This is a genomic window from Noviherbaspirillum phoenicis, assembly GCF_047237965.1.
Taxonomy (GTDB): domain Bacteria; phylum Pseudomonadota; class Gammaproteobacteria; order Burkholderiales; family Burkholderiaceae_D; genus Noviherbaspirillum_A.
Genome location: NZ_JBDFLX010000001.1, coordinates 4,382,383 through 4,402,336 on the forward strand (window position 1 = coordinate 4,382,383; position 19,954 = coordinate 4,402,336).

Below are 19,954 nucleotides of genomic sequence, written 5' to 3' on the forward strand. Positions count from 1 at the left end.
ATTACCAGTCCTCCCTGACGGCGCGCACCGCATCGCCCGACACCGCCTGGCGGCCGGCCAGCAGCGCGGTGGCCGCGGCCGAGGCCAGGAGCGCCGCCGCCACCGTGGCCAGCGTCGGCCATGGCATGTGCAGCTGCATGGTCCAGTGGAAGGATTGCGGATTGACGATGAATACCAGAATCAGGCTGATGCACCAGCCCAGCAGGAAACCGACCGCGATGCCGGCCGCGGTCAGCAGCGCGCCTTCGGTGGCGAGCATGGCCAGCACTTGGCGGCGCGTCACGCCGATATGGCGCAGCATGCCGAACTCCCTGGCGCGGGCCATGGTCTGCGCCGAGAAGGTGGCGGCCACGCCGAACAGGCCGATGATGATGGCCACCGCTTCGAGCAGATAGGTGATGGCGAAGCTGCGGTCGAAGATCTTCAGGCTGAGCGCGCGGATCTCGCCCGGCTCGGCCAGTTCCAGCGCGGCGCCGAAGGGCAGGGCGCGCACCGCGGCCGCCACATCGCTTGCCCGCGCGTCGGGCTTCAGCCAGAGCGCGGCGTCGTTCACCGTCATGTCGCCGGTCAGCGCCTGGTAGTCGGACAGCCGCATCTGGATCGCGCCGCTCTGGCGGGCATAGTCGCGCCAGACGCCGGCCACCAGCAGCGGCTGCGCGTTGCCGGAGATCGGCAGCGTGATGGTTTTGCCGACCTGGTAGCCGTACAGGTCGACCATGGCTTCGGATACCCATACCGGCCGCGCGGTGCCGGCGTCGACCGAAGGCCCGGTCAGCGGCAGGGTGCGGCCGGGGTCGGCGGCGTCGATCGGGCGCGCAATCAGCGCCACGCTCGGCTGCGCCGGGTCCAGCGCCAGCGGCGTCACCCGCTGGAAGTCGGCGCGCAGCACGCCGGGCAGGGCGGCGATGGCGCGCTGCTGCTCGGGGCCTAGGCCGCCGGCATCGGCCGCGGCCGGGCTGCGCAGATACAGGTCTGCCGACAGGATATGGCGCAGCCAGTCGTCGACCGAGACCCGGAAGCTGGACACCATGATGGCCATCGCCACCATCAGCGCAAAGCTCGACAGCACGCCGCCGAGCGCGATCGAGGCCTGGTTAGGCGCATTGGCCAGGCGCGCCAGCGCCAGCGTGCCGACCACGCCGCGTCTGGCACGCAAGCCGGCGGCGGCGTTGAACACCCAGGCGGCGAAACGCGGCATCAGCGCAATGCCGCCGATCAGCAGCAGCGCCACCGCCAGGTAGCCAAACACCGGCAGGCCATGCACCGGCGGCAGCCGGGTCAGCGCCGCGCCCAGCAGCAGGCAGGCCAGCGCCGGCCAGGGCCGGGCCAGGCGCGCCAGCGCCACGTCCTCGCTGCCGGCCTTCAGCGCCGGCGCCGGCCGCGCCCGCGCCGCTTCCCAGGCCGGGCTGGCGCTGCCCAGGATCGCGATGCCGGACCCGGCCAGGAAGAACACCAGCGCCGCCAGCGGCTGGAAGCGCACGCTCGGCTGCACGCCGGGGAAATAGCCGCCGCCAAGGTCGCCGCCGAAGGCCCGCAGCGCCAGCGCCGCCAATGCATAGCCCAGCAGCAGGCCCAGCAGCGAGCCGGCCACGCCGAGCAGCGCGCCTTCGGCCAGCACCTGGGCCAGCACCTGGCGCCGGCTGCTGCCCAGGACGCGCAGCAGCGCGAACTGCTGGCGGCGCCGGATCACCGACAGCGCCTGGGTCGAGAACACCAGGAAGGCGCCGGTAAAGAGGGCCACCAGCGCCAGCACGTTCAGGTTGACCCGGTAGGCGCGCGACATGTTGTTGCTGCGTGCTTCCTGGTCTTCGGTCTCGGTGACCAGGAGCGCCGCGCCCAGCTCGCGCTGCAGGCCGGCGCGGAAGGCCTCGCGGTCGATGCCGGGCGCCAGCTTCAGTTCGATGCGCGACAGCTTGCCCAGCCGCTCGAAGCGCCATTGCGCCGCGGCGATATCCATCACCGCGATGCGCTGCCCGGACCGCGCCCGCACCAGGCCGCCGGCCACCCGCAGCCGGATGTCGGCGGTGCCCGAGCGCAGGGTCAGCATGTCGCCCGCCTTCACCTCCAGCCAGGCCATGGCGGCAGGCGACAGGAAGATGGTGTCGTCCATCAGGGTGTCGAAGGCGCGGCCCGGCTGCGGCACGCCGACCAGGTCGGGCGCGATGGACGCGGCGCGGAACACGTCCACGCCCAGGATCTTCAGCGTGCCCTGATGCTCTGGCACGGTGGCGTCGACTTCCAGCACCGGGCTGGCGAGCGTCACGCCTTCCCGCTGCGCCAGGCGGGGAAACAGCGCTTCGTCGAAGCTGGCCCGGGCGCCGCGCACCTGCAGGTCGGACACGCCCGAGACGCTCTTGACGGCCGCGGTGAATTCATTGAAGGCGGCGGCATTGATCAGGTGGATCGCAAAGCCCAGCGCCACGCCGAGCGCAATCGCGCCCATGGCCACCAGCGCCCGCACCGGATGCATGCGCCATTCGCCGGCCAGCAGCCAGCGGGCAAGCAGCGCATTCATGCCGCGGCGCCGGCGGCAGCCGGATGCAGGCCGTCGCGCGTGAGCAGCAGCACCCGGTCGGCGCTGGCCGCGGCCGCATGGGAGTGGGTGACCATGATGGCCGACGCGCCGCTGGCCTTGATCTCCTCGCGCAGCAGCCGCAGCACGTCATGCGCGGTGTCGGGGTCGAGATTGCCGGTGGGCTCGTCGGCCAGCAGCAGCCGCGGCCGGTGCGCCAGCGCGCGCGCCATCGCCACCCGCTGCAGTTCGCCGCCGGAGAGCTGGCGCGGAAAGTCGGCGCCGCGCCCGCCCAGGCCCACCGCTGCCAGCAGTTCGGCGGCGCGGGCCAGCGGCAGCCGGTTCAGCAGCAGCGGCAGGGCGACGTTCTGTTCCAGCGTCAGGTGCGGCAGGATATGGAAGGCCTGGAAGATGAAGCCGAGCTTTTGCCGGCGCAGCAGCGTGGCGGCGTCGTCATCCAGGCCGGACATGGCCACGCCGTCGATCAGCAGCTCGCCGCCGTCGGCATGGTCGAGGCCGGCGATCAGGTTGAGCAGGGTCGACTTGCCGACGCCGGACTCGCCCATCACCGCGACATATTCGCCGGGCGCCAGCGTGAAGTCGAGGCTGGAGAGGACGATGCGCTCGCCATAGCGCTTGTGCAGGCCGCGGCATTCGAGCGCGGGTGGCGTGCCGTCGCGCTTCATGGCGCGCCGCGTCGGGACAGGCCCGGGAACTGCCGAGTGGTCATGAGCAGAGGATGGATGGATGCGATAAACTCCGCCAGTTTAGTGGAAGCGGCGCGATGCCGCTGACAGCATGGCCGCCGGCAAGACCTTTCCAACAAGATCAAACATTCCAGGAGTTAGCATGGACAGACGTTCCTTTCTGAAAACGGGCCTCGCCCTGTCCGCCGCGGGCATCGCGCCCGTCGGCTTCGCCGCAACCGGGGAGAGCCCCTGGCGCACCTTCGAGGTAACCACCCGGGTCGAGCTGCTGGAAGGCGGCCCGTCGCGCATCTGGATTCCGGCGCCGTCGGTCGACACCGACTACCAGAAGCTGGTCGACACCCGCTACAGCAGCCCGAACGGCGCGGTGCAACTGGTGCAGGACCCGGTGTATGGCGCCGGCATTGTTGCCGCGCAGTTCGGCGGCGGCGTGCGGCCGGTGCTGGAAACCACCAGCCGCTTCGCCACCCGCGACCGCGCGGTCAATCTCGACGGCCCCGGCAGCGGCGCCGTGCTGTCCGACGCGGAGCGGGCCAAGTACCTGGCGCCGACCGAACTGCTGCCAACCGATGGCATTGTCAGGACCACCGCGCAGGACATCACCAAGAACGCCAAGACCGATCTCGACCGCGCCCACGCGGTGTATGAATGGATCGTCGAGAACACCCAGCGCGACCCCAAGGTGCGCGGCTGCGGCGTCGGCGACATCCGCGCCATGCTGGAATCGAACAACCTCGGCGGCAAGTGCGGCGACCTGAATGCGCTGTTCGTCGGCCTGATGCGCGCCGTCGGCGTGCCGGCGCGCGACGTGTACGGCATCCGCGTGGCCGACTCCAAGCTGGGCTACAAGTCGCTGGGCAAGTCGGGCGACATTTCCAAGGCGCAGCACTGCCGCGCCGAATTCTGGCTGGCGGGCCATGGCTGGGTGCCGGTCGACCCGGCCGACGTGCGCAAGGTGGTGCTGGAAGAAAACGGCGGCCTGCCATTGAACGACGCCAAGGTGGAAGCGGCCCGCAAGCGCCTGTTCGGTTCGTGGGAAATGAACTGGCTGGCCTACAACTATGCGCACGACGTGAAGCTGCCGGGCGCGGCGCGCGGCCCGGTCGGGTTCTTCATGTACCCGAATGCGGAAGTGGCGGAGATGGGCCGGGTATCGCGTATCGACAGCCTGGACCCGGAAAATTTCCGCTACACCATCACCGCGCGCGAGATCATTGTTTGACCGCATGAAGGCGACTTCCCGATGATGCTTCAATTGAAGAGTTGCGCCGGCGCGCTGCTGTCCGTGTCCCTGCCGCTGATGCTGGCGGCAGGCGCCCATGCCAGCGAATGGAAGGCGTTTTCCACCGAAGGCGGGCAGGCGAGCGCGCCGATGGTGCTGCCGGACCTGTCCGGCCGGGAAGTCGACCTGGCCGCGTTCAAGGGCGAGGTGGTGCTGGTGAACTTCTGGGCCACCTGGTGCGAGCCGTGCAGGGAAGAAATGCCTTCGCTGCAGCGCCTGGAAAAGAAGCTGGCCGGTAAACCCTTCCGGGTGGTGGCGGTCAATATCGGCGAAGGCGCGCCGCGCATCCGGCAGTTCCTGGAGCGCACGCCGGTGTCCTTCACCATCCTGCGCGACGCCGAATCGGAAGTCATGAAGGCATGGCGGGTGCGCATGCTGCCGGCCAGCTTCCTGGTCGACCGCCGCGGCATGCTGCGCTACCAGCTGATCGGGGAAGCCGACTACGACGACCCGAAACAGCAGGCCCCGATACTCGAACTCTTGAAATAGAACAGGACACGACATTGGCAGACCTTATCCCTACCAGCGATACCCAAGCCAATGTCATCCGCGACGAGCTGATGGCCGGGCTCTCCGCGCCACGGGCGATGGCGTCGCCGAAGTACCTGTACGACGCGCTCGGCTCGAAACTGTTCGAAGCCATCTGCGAACTGCCCGAGTATTATCCGACCCGCACCGAGGCCGCGATCCTCGCGCGGCATGGCGCCGACATCGCCGAATCGGTCGGCAGCGGCGTCACCCTGATCGACCTGGGCGCCGGCAACTGCGCCAAGGCGGCGCGGCTGTTTCCCTTGCTGTCGCCGGCGCAGTATGTGCCGATCGACATCTCGGCCGACTTCCTGCATGACGCCGTGCAGCAGTTGCGGCAGCGTTTCCCGCAGATCGAGATGCTGCCGCTGGGCATGGACTTTTCCGCCACGCTGGCGCTGCCGCAAGAGGTGGGGCGGTCGCGCCGGCTGTTCTTCTATCCGGGTTCCTCGATCGGCAATTTTCATCCGGACGAGGCGCTGGCTTTCCTGCGCCGGCTGCGCGCGGCCGATGGCGAACTGCTGATCGGCATCGACCTGGTGAAGGATCATGCGGTGCTGGACGCGGCCTATGACGACGCGCTCGGCGTCACCGCCAGCTTCAACCTGAACCTGCTGAACCACCTGAACCGGCTGCTGCAGGCCGACTTCAACCTGCGCGAATGGCGCCATCGCGGCTTCTTCAATCCGGCGCTGTCGCGCATTGAGATGCACCTGGAAGCGCGGCATGCGCTGACGGTGCGCTGGCGCGGCGGCGAGCGGCGCTTTGCCGAAGGCGAGCGCATCCATACCGAGAACAGCTACAAGTACACGCCCGACAGCTTTGCCGCTCTGCTGCGGGAGGCGGGCTACCGGCTGGCGCAATCATGGACCGACGAAGCCGGCTGGTTCATGGTCTGCCATGCGCGCCGCGGCGACCTGTAGGCAGACAAGGAGAACAGCATGAACGACCCGCTACTGCAGCGCGAGCACACTACGCCAGCTGCGCTGCGCCAGCGTTTCAACGCGGTGCGGCGGCGCTCGGTGAGCCTGTCCGAGCCGCTGTCGGAAGAAGACTGCTGCGTGCAGTCGATGCCCGACGCCAGCCCGGTCAAGTGGCACCTGGCGCACACCACCTGGTTCTTCGAGACCTTCCTGCTCGAGCCGCACGAGGCCGGCTTCGCGCCGCATCATCCGGCCTTTCGCATGCTGTACAACTCCTATTACAACGGCGTCGGCGAACGGCATGCGCGGGCGCAGCGCGGCCTGATCACCCGGCCCTCGTTCGACGAGGTGCTGGCATACCGGCATGCCGTCGACGCCCGCATGGGCGCGCTGCTGGCCGCCGGCAAGCCGGAGGTGATGGCGCTGGTCGAACTTGGCCTGCAGCATGAAGAGCAGCACCAGGAACTGCTGCTGACCGACGTCAAGCATCTGCTGTCGATGAACCCCTTGCTGCCAGCCTATGCCGGCAGCGCCTTGCCGCCCGCGGCTGCCGCGCCGGCGCTGCGCTGGCTGGAATTCGACGGCGGCGTGGTGGAAGTCGGCCATGCCGGCGACGGCCACCGCTTCGATAATGAATTGCCGCGCCACCGCCAGTTCGTCGAGCCATACCAACTGGCGTCGCGGCTGGCCACCAATGGCGACTACCTTGCCTTCCTGCGCGACGGCGGCTATGGCGATCCGGCATTGTGGATGTCCGAAGGCTGGGACTGGGTCATGCGCGAAGGACTGCGCCATCCGCTGTACTGGCATGAGCGGGACGGCCAGTGGCATGAATTCACGCTGCACGGCCTGCAGCCGCTGGACCTGCAACGGCCGGCGACGCATCTCTCCTGGTTCGAGGCCGATGCCTATGCGCGCTGGGCCGGCGCGCGCCTGCCGACCGAGGCGGAATGGGAGCATGCGGCGCGCGACGCCACCGACGCCGCGGCGCGTGCGCTGCATCCGGCCGCGCGGGGCAACGGCGCGCTGTCAGACCTGTTCGGCGCCTGCTGGCAATGGACATCCAGCAGCTACGGGCCTTATCCGGGTTATCAGTCGCAAGCGGGTGCGCTGGGCGAATACAACGGCAAGTTCATGTCCAACCAGTATGTGCTGCGCGGCTCGTCCTGCGCGACGCCGGCGGGCCATGCGCGGCCGAGCTACCGCAACTTCTTCCCGGCGACGGCGCGCTGGCAGTTCAGCGGGGTCAGGCTGGCGCGCTCCTGAGCCCGGCGTGCCGGAATTGCGTCTGACTCCAGTTCCTCGAGGTGGCCGGATCCTCATGCAGGCGCTCTCTGTATTACGGGAAGTACCTGATACCAATCCCAACCCATAATGCGCCATGAACCCGTGTCTTTTTCCGCCTGGCCGCGTTGGGGTCGTCGTCAATAGCTGGGCTATTGACTCCTCACCCGCCTTGCCAGACGAAAAAATCCACCGGTTTCATCTGGCACTTTATGAATTGGGATTGGTATGAGTTGGCATGCCACACGGCGCCAGGCCGCTGTCCTTGCAGGCCTTTTGTAGCGCGGTCATCCGTGAAATCGCCTAGTCGTCGATGCTGCGCGCACCGGAGCTGTAACGGCGTGGAATTTTCCATTGCAGCAGGTACTCCGCCGCCGCTGTCGGCGCAAGGCTTTCCAGAAAGGCTTGCGCCTGTTTCAGAAAGTGTCCATACAGCGCTGCCGGGAAATCCTTGGAGGCGGGAAGAATATTGTCCAGCAGGCGGTCCCGCTCATATGCGCCATTGATGCCTGCAAGCAGCTTGCAGGCCGCATCAGGCGTCGCGCTTCGAAGGTGGTCGATCAGGTCGACGCAATTGAGTTCAAAGCGGTGCAGGTAAGCGGACTGTTCGGAGGGATCAATCCTTACGGACTGCAGCCGCGAGTGTGAGTCAAGGCTGCGGAACGGTCCCGGCGTCAGGCACAGGGCCAGCAAATCGTACAGACGCTTGCGCTGGTCTTGCGGGAAGGGATGAGCTACCTGCGCGGTCGCAGCGATCAAGACCGGCGTCACGCCAGGATAGGCATGGCTGGCGCACCTGATCAGGGTGGCCTGCATCGTGGAAGTTTGCATCGATGGAGGCAGATGGGCCATTGTCCGAAAAATGCGTTCGAAGCGATACATGCTCTGTTGCGAGCCACGCGAGAACAGCTTTTCCAGCATGTGCTCGATGCACTCAGGCAGGCTTCTTTCTCCCCGCGCAGTGTGGGACCAATCAGCGTTGTCAACGTCGTTTTGCGTCATTTCCAGCAGCCTGATCGCCATCCTGTCGGCATCGCCGGTGCTGGCCAGCAGGGCCGGCATGACGGTCGCCCTTCCCAGCAGCAGCACACGCTGATCCCTAGACAATGCGGAGAGTGGCAGGGATTGCAGGCCTTGTTGCAGGATGCCCCAGAGCAGCGCTTCCCAGTTCTGCTGCCGTGCTTCGCGCTCAAGCGGATTTCCCTTGTTCAAGACTGACATTTCTGCCGGATAAAGGAAGATGAAGTGCAGCAGGTGGCTTAACACCTGCGCACAATGCGTCGGCTGCAATTGCGTGCAGATATCCAGGAAAACCTGCGCTCTCTTCGCATACTCGTTGGCATCCCCAGCGGCACCATCGGGAATATGGCTGCCGAGCAGCTCCGTCAGCCTGGCCTGGGTGGCGGATGGCGGTAGCGAGCGGATGTGGCTGGCCATCTTCATGTAGCGCGGCTGCGTGGTGTAAAACCGAAGGCTGCTGTAGCGCTGCACGAGGTCGAGCAATGCGTCCGGCTTGTCCGCCCGGGGCAAATGCTGTATGCCCGCCAGCAGGGTGTCGATGTGGGGCTCGATCGCCTCTGCGGAGAAGTGGTTGCCAAGCACGGTGCCCACCTTCAGAAAAAGCTCCAGGCGATGGGCTGGAGTGACGTCGGCCAAGTCGTAGAGCGTGCTCATGCAAAGGTGCAGAGCTTGTTGCGGCGTGCCATTGCCGGCGTTGTCCAATGCACTGTAGCGCGCCACTGGCTGTCTGTATGGCGACAGCCATTGCGAAAACAGGCGGTTCACGCAGGCAAGGCTGGTTATGGCGCGCCCCTCGCGAAGTGAGATATGGTTCACCACGAGCCGGATCCAGACGTCCTGCGGCAAAACGTTGGGTAGGCCAGGCTCCTGGGTTCGAACAGCCGACGAAGCAGGGGAGGTGTGCATGGTTGCTCTCGGGATAAAGTTGAGGGCTCTGAGTCACGCATGCGGTTTGACGGTTCATTGCGGCGCGGCCGGTCCATCCCGCTTCGTGCACCCGGCCGCGCGCCTGAACCGCCGCCACGATAAGCGGTGCGGGCCGTCGTCAGACGTCATCCTGCCAGTGCAAGGCCGCGCGCTGGCGCAGCGCCGCCTTGTCCGCATCGGACCAGACCGTGGCAAGGTAGGCGTCGAGCAGCGGCTTGCCGTCGCTGGCGGGCAGCGCGAGCAGCATGGGCAGCAGCGCAGCCTGGAGGGTTCCACGCTCTTGCGAACCATAGGACTGGCGGTCGACATGCTTGAGCCATGACGAAAATGCGTCACGTCGCAAGTCGTTCGGTAGCCTGATGATGGCGAGAAGCAGGCGCAGGCTGCATTGCGCCTTGTCCTGATCGGAGAGACGATTATTGGAAAAACTGAAAAAAAGGGTGTTTCCACATAATTGCCTGAGCCGGTCGGCCTGATGCTGGACTGAAAGGGTCTCCACGGCATCGAGCAACAACGCCCATCCATCCGGGCGTGACACATAACCGGGCCGCATGACGGCATACAGATCGGGGTTGGACGTTTGAAGGCCTGGATAATCGTGCTCAAGGCGGTCATTTCTTTCCTGTTGCAGCGTCAAGGGCGTGCTGCGTCTTTTCTGCGGCTCAGGAAATTGGCTAAGCCCGCGTGCAGCGGCCCCCAGCACGCTGGAGCGCAAGATATCCGGGAGCCAGCGCGCCACCTCGATTACGCTGGCAAACAGCACGTCGTAATGCGCATGGGCCATGTATTGATCTTCCAGCAGCCGGATCAGCACGTCCGCGCATACGGCCTCGGGAAATTCAGCCAGGCCGGCGAGCACTCGCCGGTTGCGTGCCGGGCTGTGGTGCGGTACGTCGATGCCGTTTTTCACCAGGTCGCCAAGTGTGGTTTTTTGCTGTTCCAGCGACACCCGGTCGTTGCCGCGGCTGGCATGCGCCACTGCCGCCATCAGGGAAGATGTCCAGTCGTCATGGCGTGCGTCAATCAAGGCAAAGCGTGGCAACCTCAGCTGCAGCAGGCAGGCCGTGCTGTCGGCCGGATGCAGGCCTTGGAGGAAGGCCAGCACCTGCTTCAGAAAGCATCCGTACAGTTCCTCCTTGAGCGCGCCCGGGGACGGAAGCATCTCGCGCAGGGGGCTGTATTCCTGATAGGCGCCGTTGATGCCGGCAAGCAGCTTGCCGGCCGTATCGGGAGCGACATTCTGCAGGAGCTCCATCAGTTCGCTGCACCTGGCATCGAAGCGCTGAATGTAGGCAGCCTGTGCGGAGGGATCGACCGCCGGGGGTTTCACCGGCGGGTAAGAATGGGACTTGCAAAGCGGCGCCGGGTTAAGGCATAAGGCGAACAGGTCGTAGAGCGGCTTGAGTTCTGGTTGGGCCGGGCTCAGTTGCAGGGCTGCCTGCGCGGTGGCGACGATCAGGGCGAGTGTGACGCCATCCTCGCCCCGCCTGGCGCGGTCAAGGACGATGTCGCGCATCCAGTAAATCTGCGATGTCGATGGCAGATGCGCCATGGCCTGGTAGAGGCTCTGGAAGCGGTGGATGCTGTGCCTGGGGTCGCGTTCGAATACCTGTTTCAGCATGCTTTCGACAAGGTCACCGAAAACCTCCCGGTACTCCGCGTTGCGCTTCCAGTAAAACTCGCCGTACTCCGATGGAATCATCCGCAGCAGGCTGATCGCCATCTTGTCGCCCTCTGCCACATCATCGAGAAGAACGGGCATGATCAAGGCCTTTCCCAATAGCAGTACCTGCTTTTCGACCGGCATGTCCCGCATCGGCAGGGACTGCAGGCAGCCATGCAGGCCCCATAAAAGCGCGCCCTTGTTGTGCTTCATCTGTTGGTCATCGTCGGGAAAGCCATACCTGCCCGGATAAGCCTTTTCTCTTCCGCAGAGGGCGATGCCCCACAGGGTATGGCATAGGGCCTTGGTCCTGTAGCCAGGCTGCAGCCGCATGCACATGGAGAGGAAAGCCTGCACTCGTTCCGGAAACTCCGGGCCGATATGGCCGGAGATCTCGGGTTCCAGAATGATGGCTAATTTGTACTGCGCCAGGCATGGCTGCAATGCGCCGACCCGGCTGGCCATGTCCGCGAACTGCTGTTTCGTGCCGCAAAACAGGCTAGTGTGATGGGTCTGAACAAGACTGAGCAATGCTTCTGCCTGATTCTTGCTTTCCAGGTGCTGCAGGCTGGCCAGCATCGTGCCTATATGCGGCGTGATCGCCGTACCGGGAAAGTGGTGATTCAGCGTGGCGCTCACGAGCAGAAACAGTTCCAGCCGATGCGCCGGATTGACCTGGGGCAGTTCGTACAGCGTGCCCATGCAGTCGTGAAGCGCCGCCGCCCGCGAGCCCTGGATGGCGTTCCCCAGCGTGCGATAGAGCCTGAGCGCTAGCGGCGCCATATGCGGCGTCATTCGTTGCGCGAAGGCGCGGCTCACGCAGGCAAGGCTGGTGATGGCACGGCCTTCACGCAGGGAAATATGGGTCACCACGATCCGGCGGAAGATGTCTGGCGGCATCTCTTCCAGCGGACTCGGCGTGGCAGTCCGGATGGCTGATGAGGCAGGGGAGGTGTGCATGGGCGCTCTCTGGTCAAGGACAAGCGCCATTAGTCGCGGACCCGGCCGCCTGGTTCGATATTGCCGGGCGGAGGGCTCCCGCGGCATTGACGCAGGTCGCTTGGGTTCGCGGCGCGCGGGGTGGATGCGACCGGCCGCTCCTACAATGAGAGCAATACGCATGGACAGATCCGCAGGCCGATCAAGGAGACCACGATGCTGATGAGCGATGAGGAATACTTCCGCAGCTGCGTTGCCAGGGAGCGGCAACTGGCCCATCTGCTGGGCCACAAGGTGGAAGAGTTTTACGAGGATGCCGGCACGCTGTGGGACGGCACCACCGCCATGCCGAAATGGACCCGCGACTGGGCCGCCTGCGCGCCGCTGATCGCCGAATACGAGATCGATATCCGCTTCGACCGCGAGGCCGGCGCTTCACATGCGCATTGCGTGCATGCGGGGCCGGTGTCGGTGCATCCGGACGACTATCCGGACCGCCAGCATGCGCTGATGTACGCGGTGGTCAAGGCCGTGGTGCACATGCTGGAACACCGCAAGCCGCGGCACTGAACGCTTGTTGGCTTGCGGCGTCAGGGATCAGTAGCCGTAGCGCTTGGCCACTTCGTTGCCGACATAGCCGCCGCCGATCACGCCGGCGACGGTCGCCAGTTTCTTGCCGTTGCCGCCGCCCACCTGGTTGCCCAGCACGCCGCCGAGCACGGCGCCGGCCGCAATGCCGACCGGGCTGATCTGCGGCGCAGACTGCTGGTACGAAGGCTGCTGCGGCGGAGCTGGCTGATAGGCCGGCTGGTAGGTAGGCTGCTGATACGCCGGTTGCTGGTAGCTGCCGGCCTGGGCGTAGCGCTGGGTGCTGGCGTGCTGCACGGCCGGCTTGACCACGGTCTTTTTCGCCACCGGCTGCGGCGCAGGCCGGGTTTCCGGCTCGGGCGCCACGGCCTTTTCCACCACGGGCGCGGCGCTGGCAAGCTGCTTGGCCTCGCCGTGCGAGTCGGGCAGCAGGCCGGTCATCGCGGCCACGCCCACCAGGCTCACCAGCATGACCGACGCAGCGGCGCCGGCCATCAGGGGGTGGATCTTGTTGGTGGTCTGTACTGTCTGCATCATCGCTCCTGGTCTGCACCGAAGTTCGGTATGAGCACAGATTAACGTTGAGCGAACTCAGTTGCTAGGCAGCGACTGTTTCATCTGTGAAAACTTGTAACAGGACAGCGCACGCGCTGGGCCGGCGCCGGTCCCGGTCTCAGTCGCGGCGCCGGTTCTTGTCGATGATCGCGTACAGGATCAGGCCATAGGCCAGCAGGCGCACCAGATAGTAGGCCGGCGTGTCCTCGCGCCAGGCCGGCACGGCGCCCTGCAGCAGCCGGTTGACCGCCTCGATCCAGAACGACAGGCCGAACAGCAGGAAGAAGCGGTCGCGGGTGACGCGCCAGAAGCGCAGGAAGAAGCAGCCGATCACGAACGACAGCGCCGCGATGGCGCCGATGGTCATCAGGCTGGTGCTGGTGTATTCATTCATCCGTAATCAGTCCGTAGAGCAGCGGCAGCAGCGCGACCAGCCCGGAACCCAGGCGCAGCGGGAGCAGGTCGATACTGGGAAAGAACAGCTTGTCCATCATCAGCGCGACATTCGCCAGCGTCAGGCCCGTAAAGCACAGCGCGCTCCACATCAGCAGTCGATAGCGGCTGGCGCGGTAGCCGCGCCACAGCAGCACGGCCGACAGCAGCGAAGTCAGGCCGCACAAACCATAGATGATCGTCTGGATCATGGCTTTTTCTTTCCCCACTTGAAGGCATCGGCAAATTCCTGGATCCGGGAATGGCGCCGGCTGCCTGCGTGGATCATGTTGGTGACTTCAATCAGGTTCTGGCTGTAGTAACGCTCCAGGCTGCCCACCAGCGCATCGAGTTCATCGGTGGCGGGCTGGTAGCGCCAGGCCGGCGCGGCGGCGTCGGCCTGGGGGCAGATGTGCGCCGCCGCCAGGTCGGCCAGCAGGGCGGCCGCGCGCTCGGTGGGCAGGTACAGCCGCTGCGCCAGCCGGGCGGCGTCCCAGCGCCCGGCCTCGCGACGCATCAGCAGGATCGCTTCCAGGTGCGGAATCGACGGGATCGAAAAGATGAACCGCCGGAGGTCGTCTGTCAGTACTTCCTGCTTCATCCGTTCACAACAATGTTCATGCAGGAGGCAATCGCCTCGCGCAGCCGTTCCGGCGGCACCGGCTTGACCAGGTGCAGGTCGAAGCCCGCCTGCAGCGCGCGCTGCTGGTCTTCATGCAGGCCGTAGCCGGTGAGGGCAACCAGCCTGATGTGGCAGGTTGCCGGGTTGGCGCGCATGCGGCGCGCGACTTCATAGCCATCCATGCCGGGCAGGCCGATGTCGACCAGCGCAATGTCGGGCCGGTGCGCCAGCGCCAGTTCCAGGCCTTCGGCGCCGTCGGCCGCCTGCAGCACGCGGGTGCCGAAGGAGTCGAGCAGCATGGCCATCATTTCACGGCCATCGGCATTGTCTTCCACGATCAGGGCGCTGCATTCGGCCTGCGCCGCCTGTTTTGCGCCGGCTGGCGCCAGCATGTCCGAGGGCGCCTCCACCCTTGGCAGGCGCAGCGTGAAACGGCTGCCGCAGCCAGCGCCCTCGCTATGGGCTTCGATGTTGCCGTCATGCAGCCTGACCAGCTGGCTGACCAGCGCCAGGCCGATGCCCATGCCGCCCTGCGCCCGGTCGAGCGAGCTTTCGCCCTGGACGAATACGTCGAACACATGCGGCAGCAGGTCAGGGCCGATGCCCACGCCGGTATCGCGCACTTCCAGCATGGCCTGGTGCCGCTGTGCGCCGACCAAGACATCGATCCTGCCGCCCGGCGCCGTGTATTTCAGCGCGTTGTCGAGCAGGTTGGTGATGATCTGCTCCACCCGCGTCGGGTCGGCATCGATCCAGACCGGATCGGACTGTATGTTCACTTCGTAGCCGCGGGTGCGGCCGGTGGCTGCCAGGGTTTCCATGCAGGTATGCAGCATTGCGGCCAGTTCGAACTGCTTGCGCTCGAGCAGGATCTTGCCCGACATCACCCGGCCGAGGTCGAGCAGGTCGTCGACGATGTGGCTCAGGTGCTGGCACTGGCGGCCGATGATCTGCCGCGCCCGCTGCGCCGCCTCGATGCTCACGCCTTCCAGGCCGATCAGGGTGGCCGCGCTGCTGATGGCCGACAGCGGATTGCGCAACTCGTGGCCCAGCATCGCCAGGAACTCGTCCTTGGCCTTGTTCTGCATGACCGCAGCCTCGCGTTCGCGCTTTTCCAGTTCCAGGCGCTTGTTCACGGCGGACAGTTCATGGGTGCGCTTGCGCAGTTCCGCGGTCTGGCTCTGCAGTTCCAGCGTCTTCTTCGCCATCGCCACGAACACGCCCACCTTGGCCTGCAGCATTTGCGGGATCACCGGCGTAAACAGGTAGTCGACCGCGCCTTTTTCGTAGCCCTTGAGCCGGTGCATCTCGTCGGCCAGGTAAGCGGTAATGAAGATAATGGGCACGGCTGCCGAGCGCGGGCGGGAATGGATGGCCTCCGCGGTTTCGAAGCCATCCATGCCAGGCATGTTGACGTCGAGCAGGATGACGGCGAAATCGTGCTGCAGCACCTGGCGCAATGCTTCCTCGCCCGAACGCGCGGTATGCACCTCGCAGCCGTTATCCTCCGACCAGCGCGCCAGCAGGCTGTCCAGGGCGAACAGGCTGGCCGGGTCATCGTTGACGATCAGGATCTTGGGCTTATCGGGTTTTTGCACGGGTTTGCCCTGGTGAAATGAAAATGCCTGGATAGGGAGCGGCCCTGATAGACCGGAATGGCTGAGAGTGTCGGGGGTTCATTTTGCCCGTACTGCATGAACGCGGTTTATCCCAATGCAATGAATCCTGCCGATATTGTTTCTTCTTGTTAATTACCACCGGTATTCAAACGGTCATAACAGTAAGTTTTCTTTAGGCAACAAAACAGCTTGCAAGGCTATCAGCGCCAATGGAGAATGTCAAAGTTCATTGGAGACAAACCCACATGCATGCCATTACCGATTTCCCGCACGACCTCGACCGCAAGATGTTGCTGGCCGCCCTGACGGCCCTGAAGAAAGGCGATTTCTCGGTGCGTATGCCGACCGACCTGACGGGCCTGGATGGCAAGATTGCCGATACGCTGAATGACATTATCGAGAACAGCGGTCTGATGGCGCAGGAGATCGCCAGCGTCAGCCAGACAGTGGGCCGTGAGGGACGGCTGCTGCAGCGCGCAACTGCGGCCAATGTATCGGGCGGCTGGGGCACGATCGTCAATTCGGTCAACACCCTGATCGACGACCTGGTGCGGCCGACCACGGAAATGGCGCGCGTCATCGGCGCGGTGGCCAAGGGCGACCTGTCGCAGACCATGTCGCTGGATGTGGACGGCCGGCCGCTGGAAGGCCAGTTCCTGCGCGCGGCGGCCACCGCCAACACGATGGTTGACCAGTTGAGCTCGTTTGCTTCCGAAGTGACCCGCGTGGCGCGTGAGGTAGGCACCGAGGGCAAGCTGGGCGGCCAGGCCAACGTGCCCGGCGTGGCCGGCACCTGGAAGGACCTGACCGACTCGGTCAACTCCATGGCCGGCAACCTGACCTCGCAGGTGCGTAACATCGCCGACGTGACCACGGCGGTGGCCAACGGCGACCTGTCGAAGAAGATCACGGTGGACGTGCGCGGCGAGATCCTGCAGTTGAAGGACACCATCAACACCATGGTGGACCAGCTGCGCTCCTTCGCTTCCGAGGTGACCCGGGTGGCGCGCGAGGTGGGCACCGAGGGCAAGCTGGGCGGACAGGCCTATGTGCCGGGCGTGGGCGGCACCTGGAAGGACCTGACCGATAACGTGAACTTCATGGCGTCGAACCTGACGGGCCAGGTGAGGAACATCGCCGAGGTGACCACCGCCGTGGCCAACGGCGACCTGTCGAAGAAGATCGCGGCCGATGCGCGCGGCGAGATCCTGCAGCTGAAGGAAACCATCAACGTGATGGTGGACCAGCTCAGTTCCTTTGCATCGGAAGTGACCCGCGTGGCGCGTGAGGTCGGCACCGAGGGCAAGCTGGGCGGCCAGGCGCAGGTGAAGGGCGTGGCCGGCACCTGGAAGGACCTGACCGACTCGGTCAACTCGATGGCCGGCAACCTGACGGGCCAGGTGCGTAACATCGCCGACGTGACCACCGCGGTTGCGAATGGCGACCTGTCCAAGAAGATCACTGCGGACGCGAAAGGCGAGATCCTGGAACTGAAGGACACCATCAACGTGATGGTGGACCAGCTCAGCTCCTTTGCATCCGAGGTGACGCGCGTGGCCCGTGAAGTGGGCACCGAGGGCAAGCTCGGCGGCCAGGCCAACGTGCCCGGCGTGGCGGGCACCTGGAAAGACCTGACCGACTCGGTCAACTCGATGGCGGGCAACCTGACGGGCCAGGTGCGTAACATCGCCGACGTGACCACTGCCGTTGCCAACGGCGACCTGTCGAAGAAGATCACCGCCGACGCAAAAGGCGAGATCCTGGAACTGAAGAACACGATCAACGTGATGGTGGACCAGCTCAGTTCCTTTGCTTCCGAGGTGACCCGCGTGGCGCGTGAAGTGGGTACCGAGGGCAAGCTCGGCGGACAGGCACAGGTGAAGGGCGTGGGCGGCACCTGGAAGGACCTGACCGAGAACGTGAACTTCATGGCATCGAACCTGACGGGCCAGGTGCGTAATATCGCCGAGGTGACCACGGCTGTTGCGAACGGCGACCTGTCGAAGAAGATCACGGTGGACGTGAAGGGCGAGATTCTTGAACTGAAGGACACCATCAACGTGATGGTGGATCAGCTCAGCTCGTTTGCTTCCGAAGTGACCCGCGTGGCGCGCGAGGTCGGCACTGAAGGCGAACTCGGCGGGCAGGCCAATGTGCCGGGCGTGGCGGGCACCTGGAAAGACCTGACCGACTCGGTGAACTCGATGGCCGGCAACCTGACGGGCCAGGTGCGTAACATCGCCGACGTGACCACGGCGGTTGCGAACGGCGACCTGTCCAAGAAGATCACCGCCGACGCGAAAGGCGAGATCCTGGAGCTGAAGAACACCATCAACGTGATGGTGGACCAGCTGAGTTCGTTCGCATCGGAAGTGACCCGCGTGGCGCGCGAGGTCGGCACCGAAGGCAAGCTCGGCGGTCAGGCCAACGTGCCCGGCGTGGCAGGCACCTGGAAGGACCTGACCGACAACGTGAACTCCATGGCCGGCAACCTGACGGGCCAGGTGCGTAACATCGCCGACGTGACGACTGCGGTGGCGAATGGCGACCTGTCCAAGAAGATCACCGCCGATGCCAAGGGCGAGATCCTGGAGCTGAAGGACACCATCAACGTGATGGTGGACCAGCTGCGTTCCTTCGCCTCGGAGGTGACCCGCGTGGCGCGTGAAGTGGGCACCGAAGGCGAGCTCGGCGGCCAGGCGAATGTGCCGGGCGTGGCGGGAACGTGGAAGGACCTGACCGACTCGGTCAACTCGATGGCCGGTAACCTGACGGGACAGGTGAGGAACATCGCTGACGTGACGACCGCCGTGGCGAACGGCGACCTGTCCAAGAAGATCACCGCCGATGCCAAGGGCGAGATCCTGCAGCTGAAGAATACGATCAACGTGATGGTGGACCAGCTCAGCTCGTTCGCATCCGAAGTGACCCGTGTGGCCCGTGAAGTGGGCACCGAAGGCAAGCTGGGCGGACAGGCCCAGGTGAAGGGCGTGGGCGGCACCTGGAAGGACCTGACCGACAACGTGAACTTCATGGCATCGAACCTGACGGGCCAGGTGCGGAACATCGCCGAGGTGACCACGGCTGTTGCAAACGGCGACCTGTCGAAGAAGATCACCGCAGACGTGAAGGGCGAGATCCTTGAACTGAAGGACACCATCAACGTGATGGTGGACCAGTTGAGCTCGTTTGCTTCCGAGGTGACCCGCGTGGCGCGCGAGGTGGGCACCGAGGGCAAGCTCGGCGGCCAGGCCAACGTGCCCGGCGTGGCCGGCACCTGGAAGGACCTGACCGACTCGGTCAACTCCATGGCCGGCAACCTGACCTCGCAGGTGCGTAACATCGCCGACGTGACCACGGCGGTGGCCAACGGCGACCTGTCGAAGAAGATCACGGTGGACGTGCGCGGCGAGATCCTGCAGTTGAAGGACACCATCAACACCATGGTGGACCAGCTGCGTTCCTTCGCCTCCGAAGTGACCCGGGTGGCGCGCGAAGTGGGCACCGAGGGCAGGCTGGGCGGACAGGCCAATGTGCCGGGCGCCTCCGGTACCTGGAAGGACCTGACCGACAACGTGAACTTCATGGCGTCGAACCTGACGGGCCAGGTGAGGAACATCGCCGAGGTGACCACGGCGGTGGCCAACGGCGACCTGTCGAAGAAGATCACGGTGGACGTGAAGGGCGAGATCCTGGAGCTGAAGGACACCATCAACGTGATGGTGGACCAGCTCAGTTCCTTTGCATCGGAAGTGACCCGCGTGGCGCGTGAAGTGGGCACCGAGGGCAAGCTGGGCGGCCAGGCGCAGGTCAAGGGCGTGGGCGGCACCTGGAAGGACCTGACCGAGAACGTGAACTTCATGGCGGCCAACCTGACCGCCCAGGTGCGCGGCATCGCCGGCGTGGTGACCGCGGTGGCCAACGGCGACCTGAAGAAGAAACTGACGGTGGCGGCGCAGGGCGAGATCGCGGCGCTGGCCAACACCATCAATGAAATGACCGACACCCTGGCGGTGTTCGCCGACCAGGTGACGACGGTGGCCCGCGAGGTCGGCGTGGAAGGCAAGCTGGGCGGCCAGGCCAGCGTGCCGGGCGCTTCCGGCACCTGGAAGGACCTGACCGAGAACGTCAACCAGCTCGCGGCGAACCTCACCACCCAGGTGCGCGCGATTGCCGAGGTGGCCACCGCGGTGACCCGCGGCGACCTGTCGCGCTCGATCCAGGTGGAAGCGCGCGGCGAGGTGTCGGACCTGAAGGACAACATCAACGAGATGATCCGCAACCTGAAGGAGACCACGCAGAAGAATGCCGAGCAGGACTGGCTGAAAACCAACCTGGCCCAGTTCACCCGCC

15 protein-coding genes are annotated in these 19,954 nt (G+C 65.4%); 6 read left to right on the top strand and 9 right to left on the bottom strand.

Annotation, left to right across the window (positions count from 1 at the left end; translation table 11 throughout):
* Position 1 precedes the first annotated feature (1 nt).
* Together ABC383_RS19575 and ABC383_RS19580 are read right to left on the bottom strand one after the other, a co-directional pair.
* Positions 2-2,515 (bottom strand): FtsX-like permease family protein, encoded by a 2,514-nt coding sequence (locus tag ABC383_RS19575; protein WP_413016180.1) that lies wholly within the window; start codon positions 2,513-2,515, stop codon positions 2-4.
* The gene (locus tag ABC383_RS19580; RefSeq protein WP_413016182.1) at positions 2,512-3,198 is read right to left on the bottom strand and encodes an ABC transporter ATP-binding protein; all 687 of its coding nucleotides are present in this window, start codon (positions 3,196-3,198) and stop codon (positions 2,512-2,514) included. Before ABC383_RS19580 ends, ABC383_RS19575 begins: the two co-directional genes overlap by 4 nt.
* Positions 3,199-3,361: 163 nt before the next feature.
* On the opposite strand from ABC383_RS19580, the gene ABC383_RS19585 reads away from it, so the two are divergent.
* From ABC383_RS19585 to egtB, 4 genes are all read left to right on the top strand, one after another.
* Positions 3,362-4,441 carry a transglutaminase-like domain-containing protein gene (locus ABC383_RS19585; RefSeq protein ID WP_413016184.1) on the top strand — a complete coding sequence of 360 codons (1,080 nt, stop codon included), beginning with the start codon at positions 3,362-3,364 and terminating at the stop codon, positions 4,439-4,441.
* A gap of 21 nt (positions 4,442-4,462) precedes the next feature.
* Positions 4,463-4,990, top strand: coding sequence for a TlpA disulfide reductase family protein (locus tag ABC383_RS19590; protein ID WP_413016186.1), 528 nt, complete (start codon positions 4,463-4,465; stop codon positions 4,988-4,990).
* A gap of 71 nt (positions 4,991-5,061) precedes the next feature.
* Positions 5,062-5,952 carry an L-histidine N(alpha)-methyltransferase gene (gene egtD, locus ABC383_RS19595; RefSeq protein WP_413016437.1) on the top strand — a complete coding sequence of 297 codons (891 nt, stop codon included), beginning with the start codon at positions 5,062-5,064 and terminating at the stop codon, positions 5,950-5,952.
* 18 nt (positions 5,953-5,970) lie between these two features.
* The gene (gene egtB, locus ABC383_RS19600) at positions 5,971-7,218 is read left to right on the top strand and encodes an ergothioneine biosynthesis protein EgtB (RefSeq protein ID WP_413016188.1); all 1,248 of its coding nucleotides are present in this window, start codon (positions 5,971-5,973) and stop codon (positions 7,216-7,218) included.
* Between the two features lie 321 nt (positions 7,219-7,539).
* On the opposite strand, the gene ABC383_RS19605 is transcribed toward egtB, so the two are convergent.
* Both ABC383_RS19605 and ABC383_RS19610 read right to left on the bottom strand, forming a co-directional pair.
* The gene (locus ABC383_RS19605) at positions 7,540-9,162 is read right to left on the bottom strand and encodes a hypothetical protein (RefSeq protein ID WP_413016189.1); all 1,623 of its coding nucleotides are present in this window, start codon (positions 9,160-9,162) and stop codon (positions 7,540-7,542) included.
* 139 nt (positions 9,163-9,301) lie between these two features.
* Complete coding sequence (locus tag ABC383_RS19610; RefSeq protein WP_413016190.1) at positions 9,302-12,064, bottom strand: hypothetical protein; 2,763 nt, start codon at positions 12,062-12,064, stop codon at positions 9,302-9,304.
* Here ABC383_RS19610 and ABC383_RS19615 point away from each other — a divergent pair.
* On the top strand, positions 12,002-12,355 hold the full coding sequence (locus ABC383_RS19615) for an aminoacyl-tRNA synthetase (protein WP_217343943.1): 354 nt from the start codon (positions 12,002-12,004) through the stop codon (positions 12,353-12,355). The two genes, ABC383_RS19610 and ABC383_RS19615, sit on opposite strands and share 63 nt — an antisense overlap.
* A 27-nt stretch (positions 12,356-12,382) precedes the next feature.
* On the opposite strand, the gene ABC383_RS19620 is transcribed toward ABC383_RS19615, so the two are convergent.
* The 5 genes from ABC383_RS19620 to ABC383_RS19640 form a co-directional block, all read right to left on the bottom strand.
* Positions 12,383-12,907 carry a glycine zipper 2TM domain-containing protein gene (locus ABC383_RS19620; protein WP_413010802.1) on the bottom strand — a complete coding sequence of 175 codons (525 nt, stop codon included), beginning with the start codon at positions 12,905-12,907 and terminating at the stop codon, positions 12,383-12,385.
* A 139-nt stretch (positions 12,908-13,046) separates the two neighbouring features.
* The gene (locus ABC383_RS19625; RefSeq protein ID WP_413010804.1) at positions 13,047-13,322 is read right to left on the bottom strand and encodes a DUF5985 family protein; all 276 of its coding nucleotides are present in this window, start codon (positions 13,320-13,322) and stop codon (positions 13,047-13,049) included.
* A complete protein-coding gene (locus ABC383_RS19630) occupies positions 13,315-13,572 on the bottom strand; it encodes a DUF5985 family protein (protein WP_413010806.1) in 258 nt (85 codons plus the stop codon). Before ABC383_RS19630 ends, ABC383_RS19625 begins: the two co-directional genes overlap by 8 nt.
* A complete protein-coding gene (locus tag ABC383_RS19635; protein WP_413010808.1) occupies positions 13,569-13,961 on the bottom strand; it encodes a hypothetical protein in 393 nt (130 codons plus the stop codon). The genes ABC383_RS19630 and ABC383_RS19635 overlap by 4 nt, the downstream gene beginning before the upstream one ends.
* A complete protein-coding gene (locus ABC383_RS19640) occupies positions 13,958-15,580 on the bottom strand; it encodes a response regulator (protein ID WP_413010810.1) in 1,623 nt (540 codons plus the stop codon). Before ABC383_RS19640 ends, ABC383_RS19635 begins: the two co-directional genes overlap by 4 nt.
* A 266-nt stretch (positions 15,581-15,846) precedes the next feature.
* Between ABC383_RS19640 and ABC383_RS19645 the strand changes: the two genes are divergently transcribed.
* A partial coding sequence (locus tag ABC383_RS19645; protein WP_413016192.1) for a HAMP domain-containing protein occupies positions 15,847-19,954 on the top strand: 4,108 nt, incomplete at its 3' end.

Coding starts and splice junctions, on each gene's coding strand:
- ABC383_RS19615 (WP_217343943.1), top strand. CDS start 12,002: ATGCTGATGAGCGATGAGGAATACTTCCGCAGCTGCGTTGCCAGGGAG.
- ABC383_RS19625 (WP_413010804.1), bottom strand. CDS start 13,322: ATGAATGAATACACCAGCACCAGCCTGATGACCATCGGCGCCATCGCG.
- egtD (WP_413016437.1), top strand. CDS start 5,062: ATGGCCGGGCTCTCCGCGCCACGGGCGATGGCGTCGCCGAAGTACCTG.
- ABC383_RS19610 (WP_413016190.1), bottom strand. CDS start 12,064: ATGGGCCAGTTGCCGCTCCCTGGCAACGCAGCTGCGGAAGTATTCCTC.
- egtB (WP_413016188.1), top strand. CDS start 5,971: ATGAACGACCCGCTACTGCAGCGCGAGCACACTACGCCAGCTGCGCTG.
- ABC383_RS19630 (WP_413010806.1), bottom strand. CDS start 13,572: ATGATCCAGACGATCATCTATGGTTTGTGCGGCCTGACTTCGCTGCTG.
- ABC383_RS19575 (WP_413016180.1), bottom strand. CDS start 2,515: ATGAATGCGCTGCTTGCCCGCTGGCTGCTGGCCGGCGAATGGCGCATG.
- ABC383_RS19605 (WP_413016189.1), bottom strand. CDS start 9,162: ATGCACACCTCCCCTGCTTCGTCGGCTGTTCGAACCCAGGAGCCTGGC.
- ABC383_RS19590 (WP_413016186.1), top strand. CDS start 4,463: ATGATGCTTCAATTGAAGAGTTGCGCCGGCGCGCTGCTGTCCGTGTCC.
- ABC383_RS19580 (WP_413016182.1), bottom strand. CDS start 3,198: ATGAAGCGCGACGGCACGCCACCCGCGCTCGAATGCCGCGGCCTGCAC.
- ABC383_RS19635 (WP_413010808.1), bottom strand. CDS start 13,961: ATGAAGCAGGAAGTACTGACAGACGACCTCCGGCGGTTCATCTTTTCG.
- ABC383_RS19620 (WP_413010802.1), bottom strand. CDS start 12,907: ATGCAGACAGTACAGACCACCAACAAGATCCACCCCCTGATGGCCGGC.
- ABC383_RS19585 (WP_413016184.1), top strand. CDS start 3,362: ATGGACAGACGTTCCTTTCTGAAAACGGGCCTCGCCCTGTCCGCCGCG.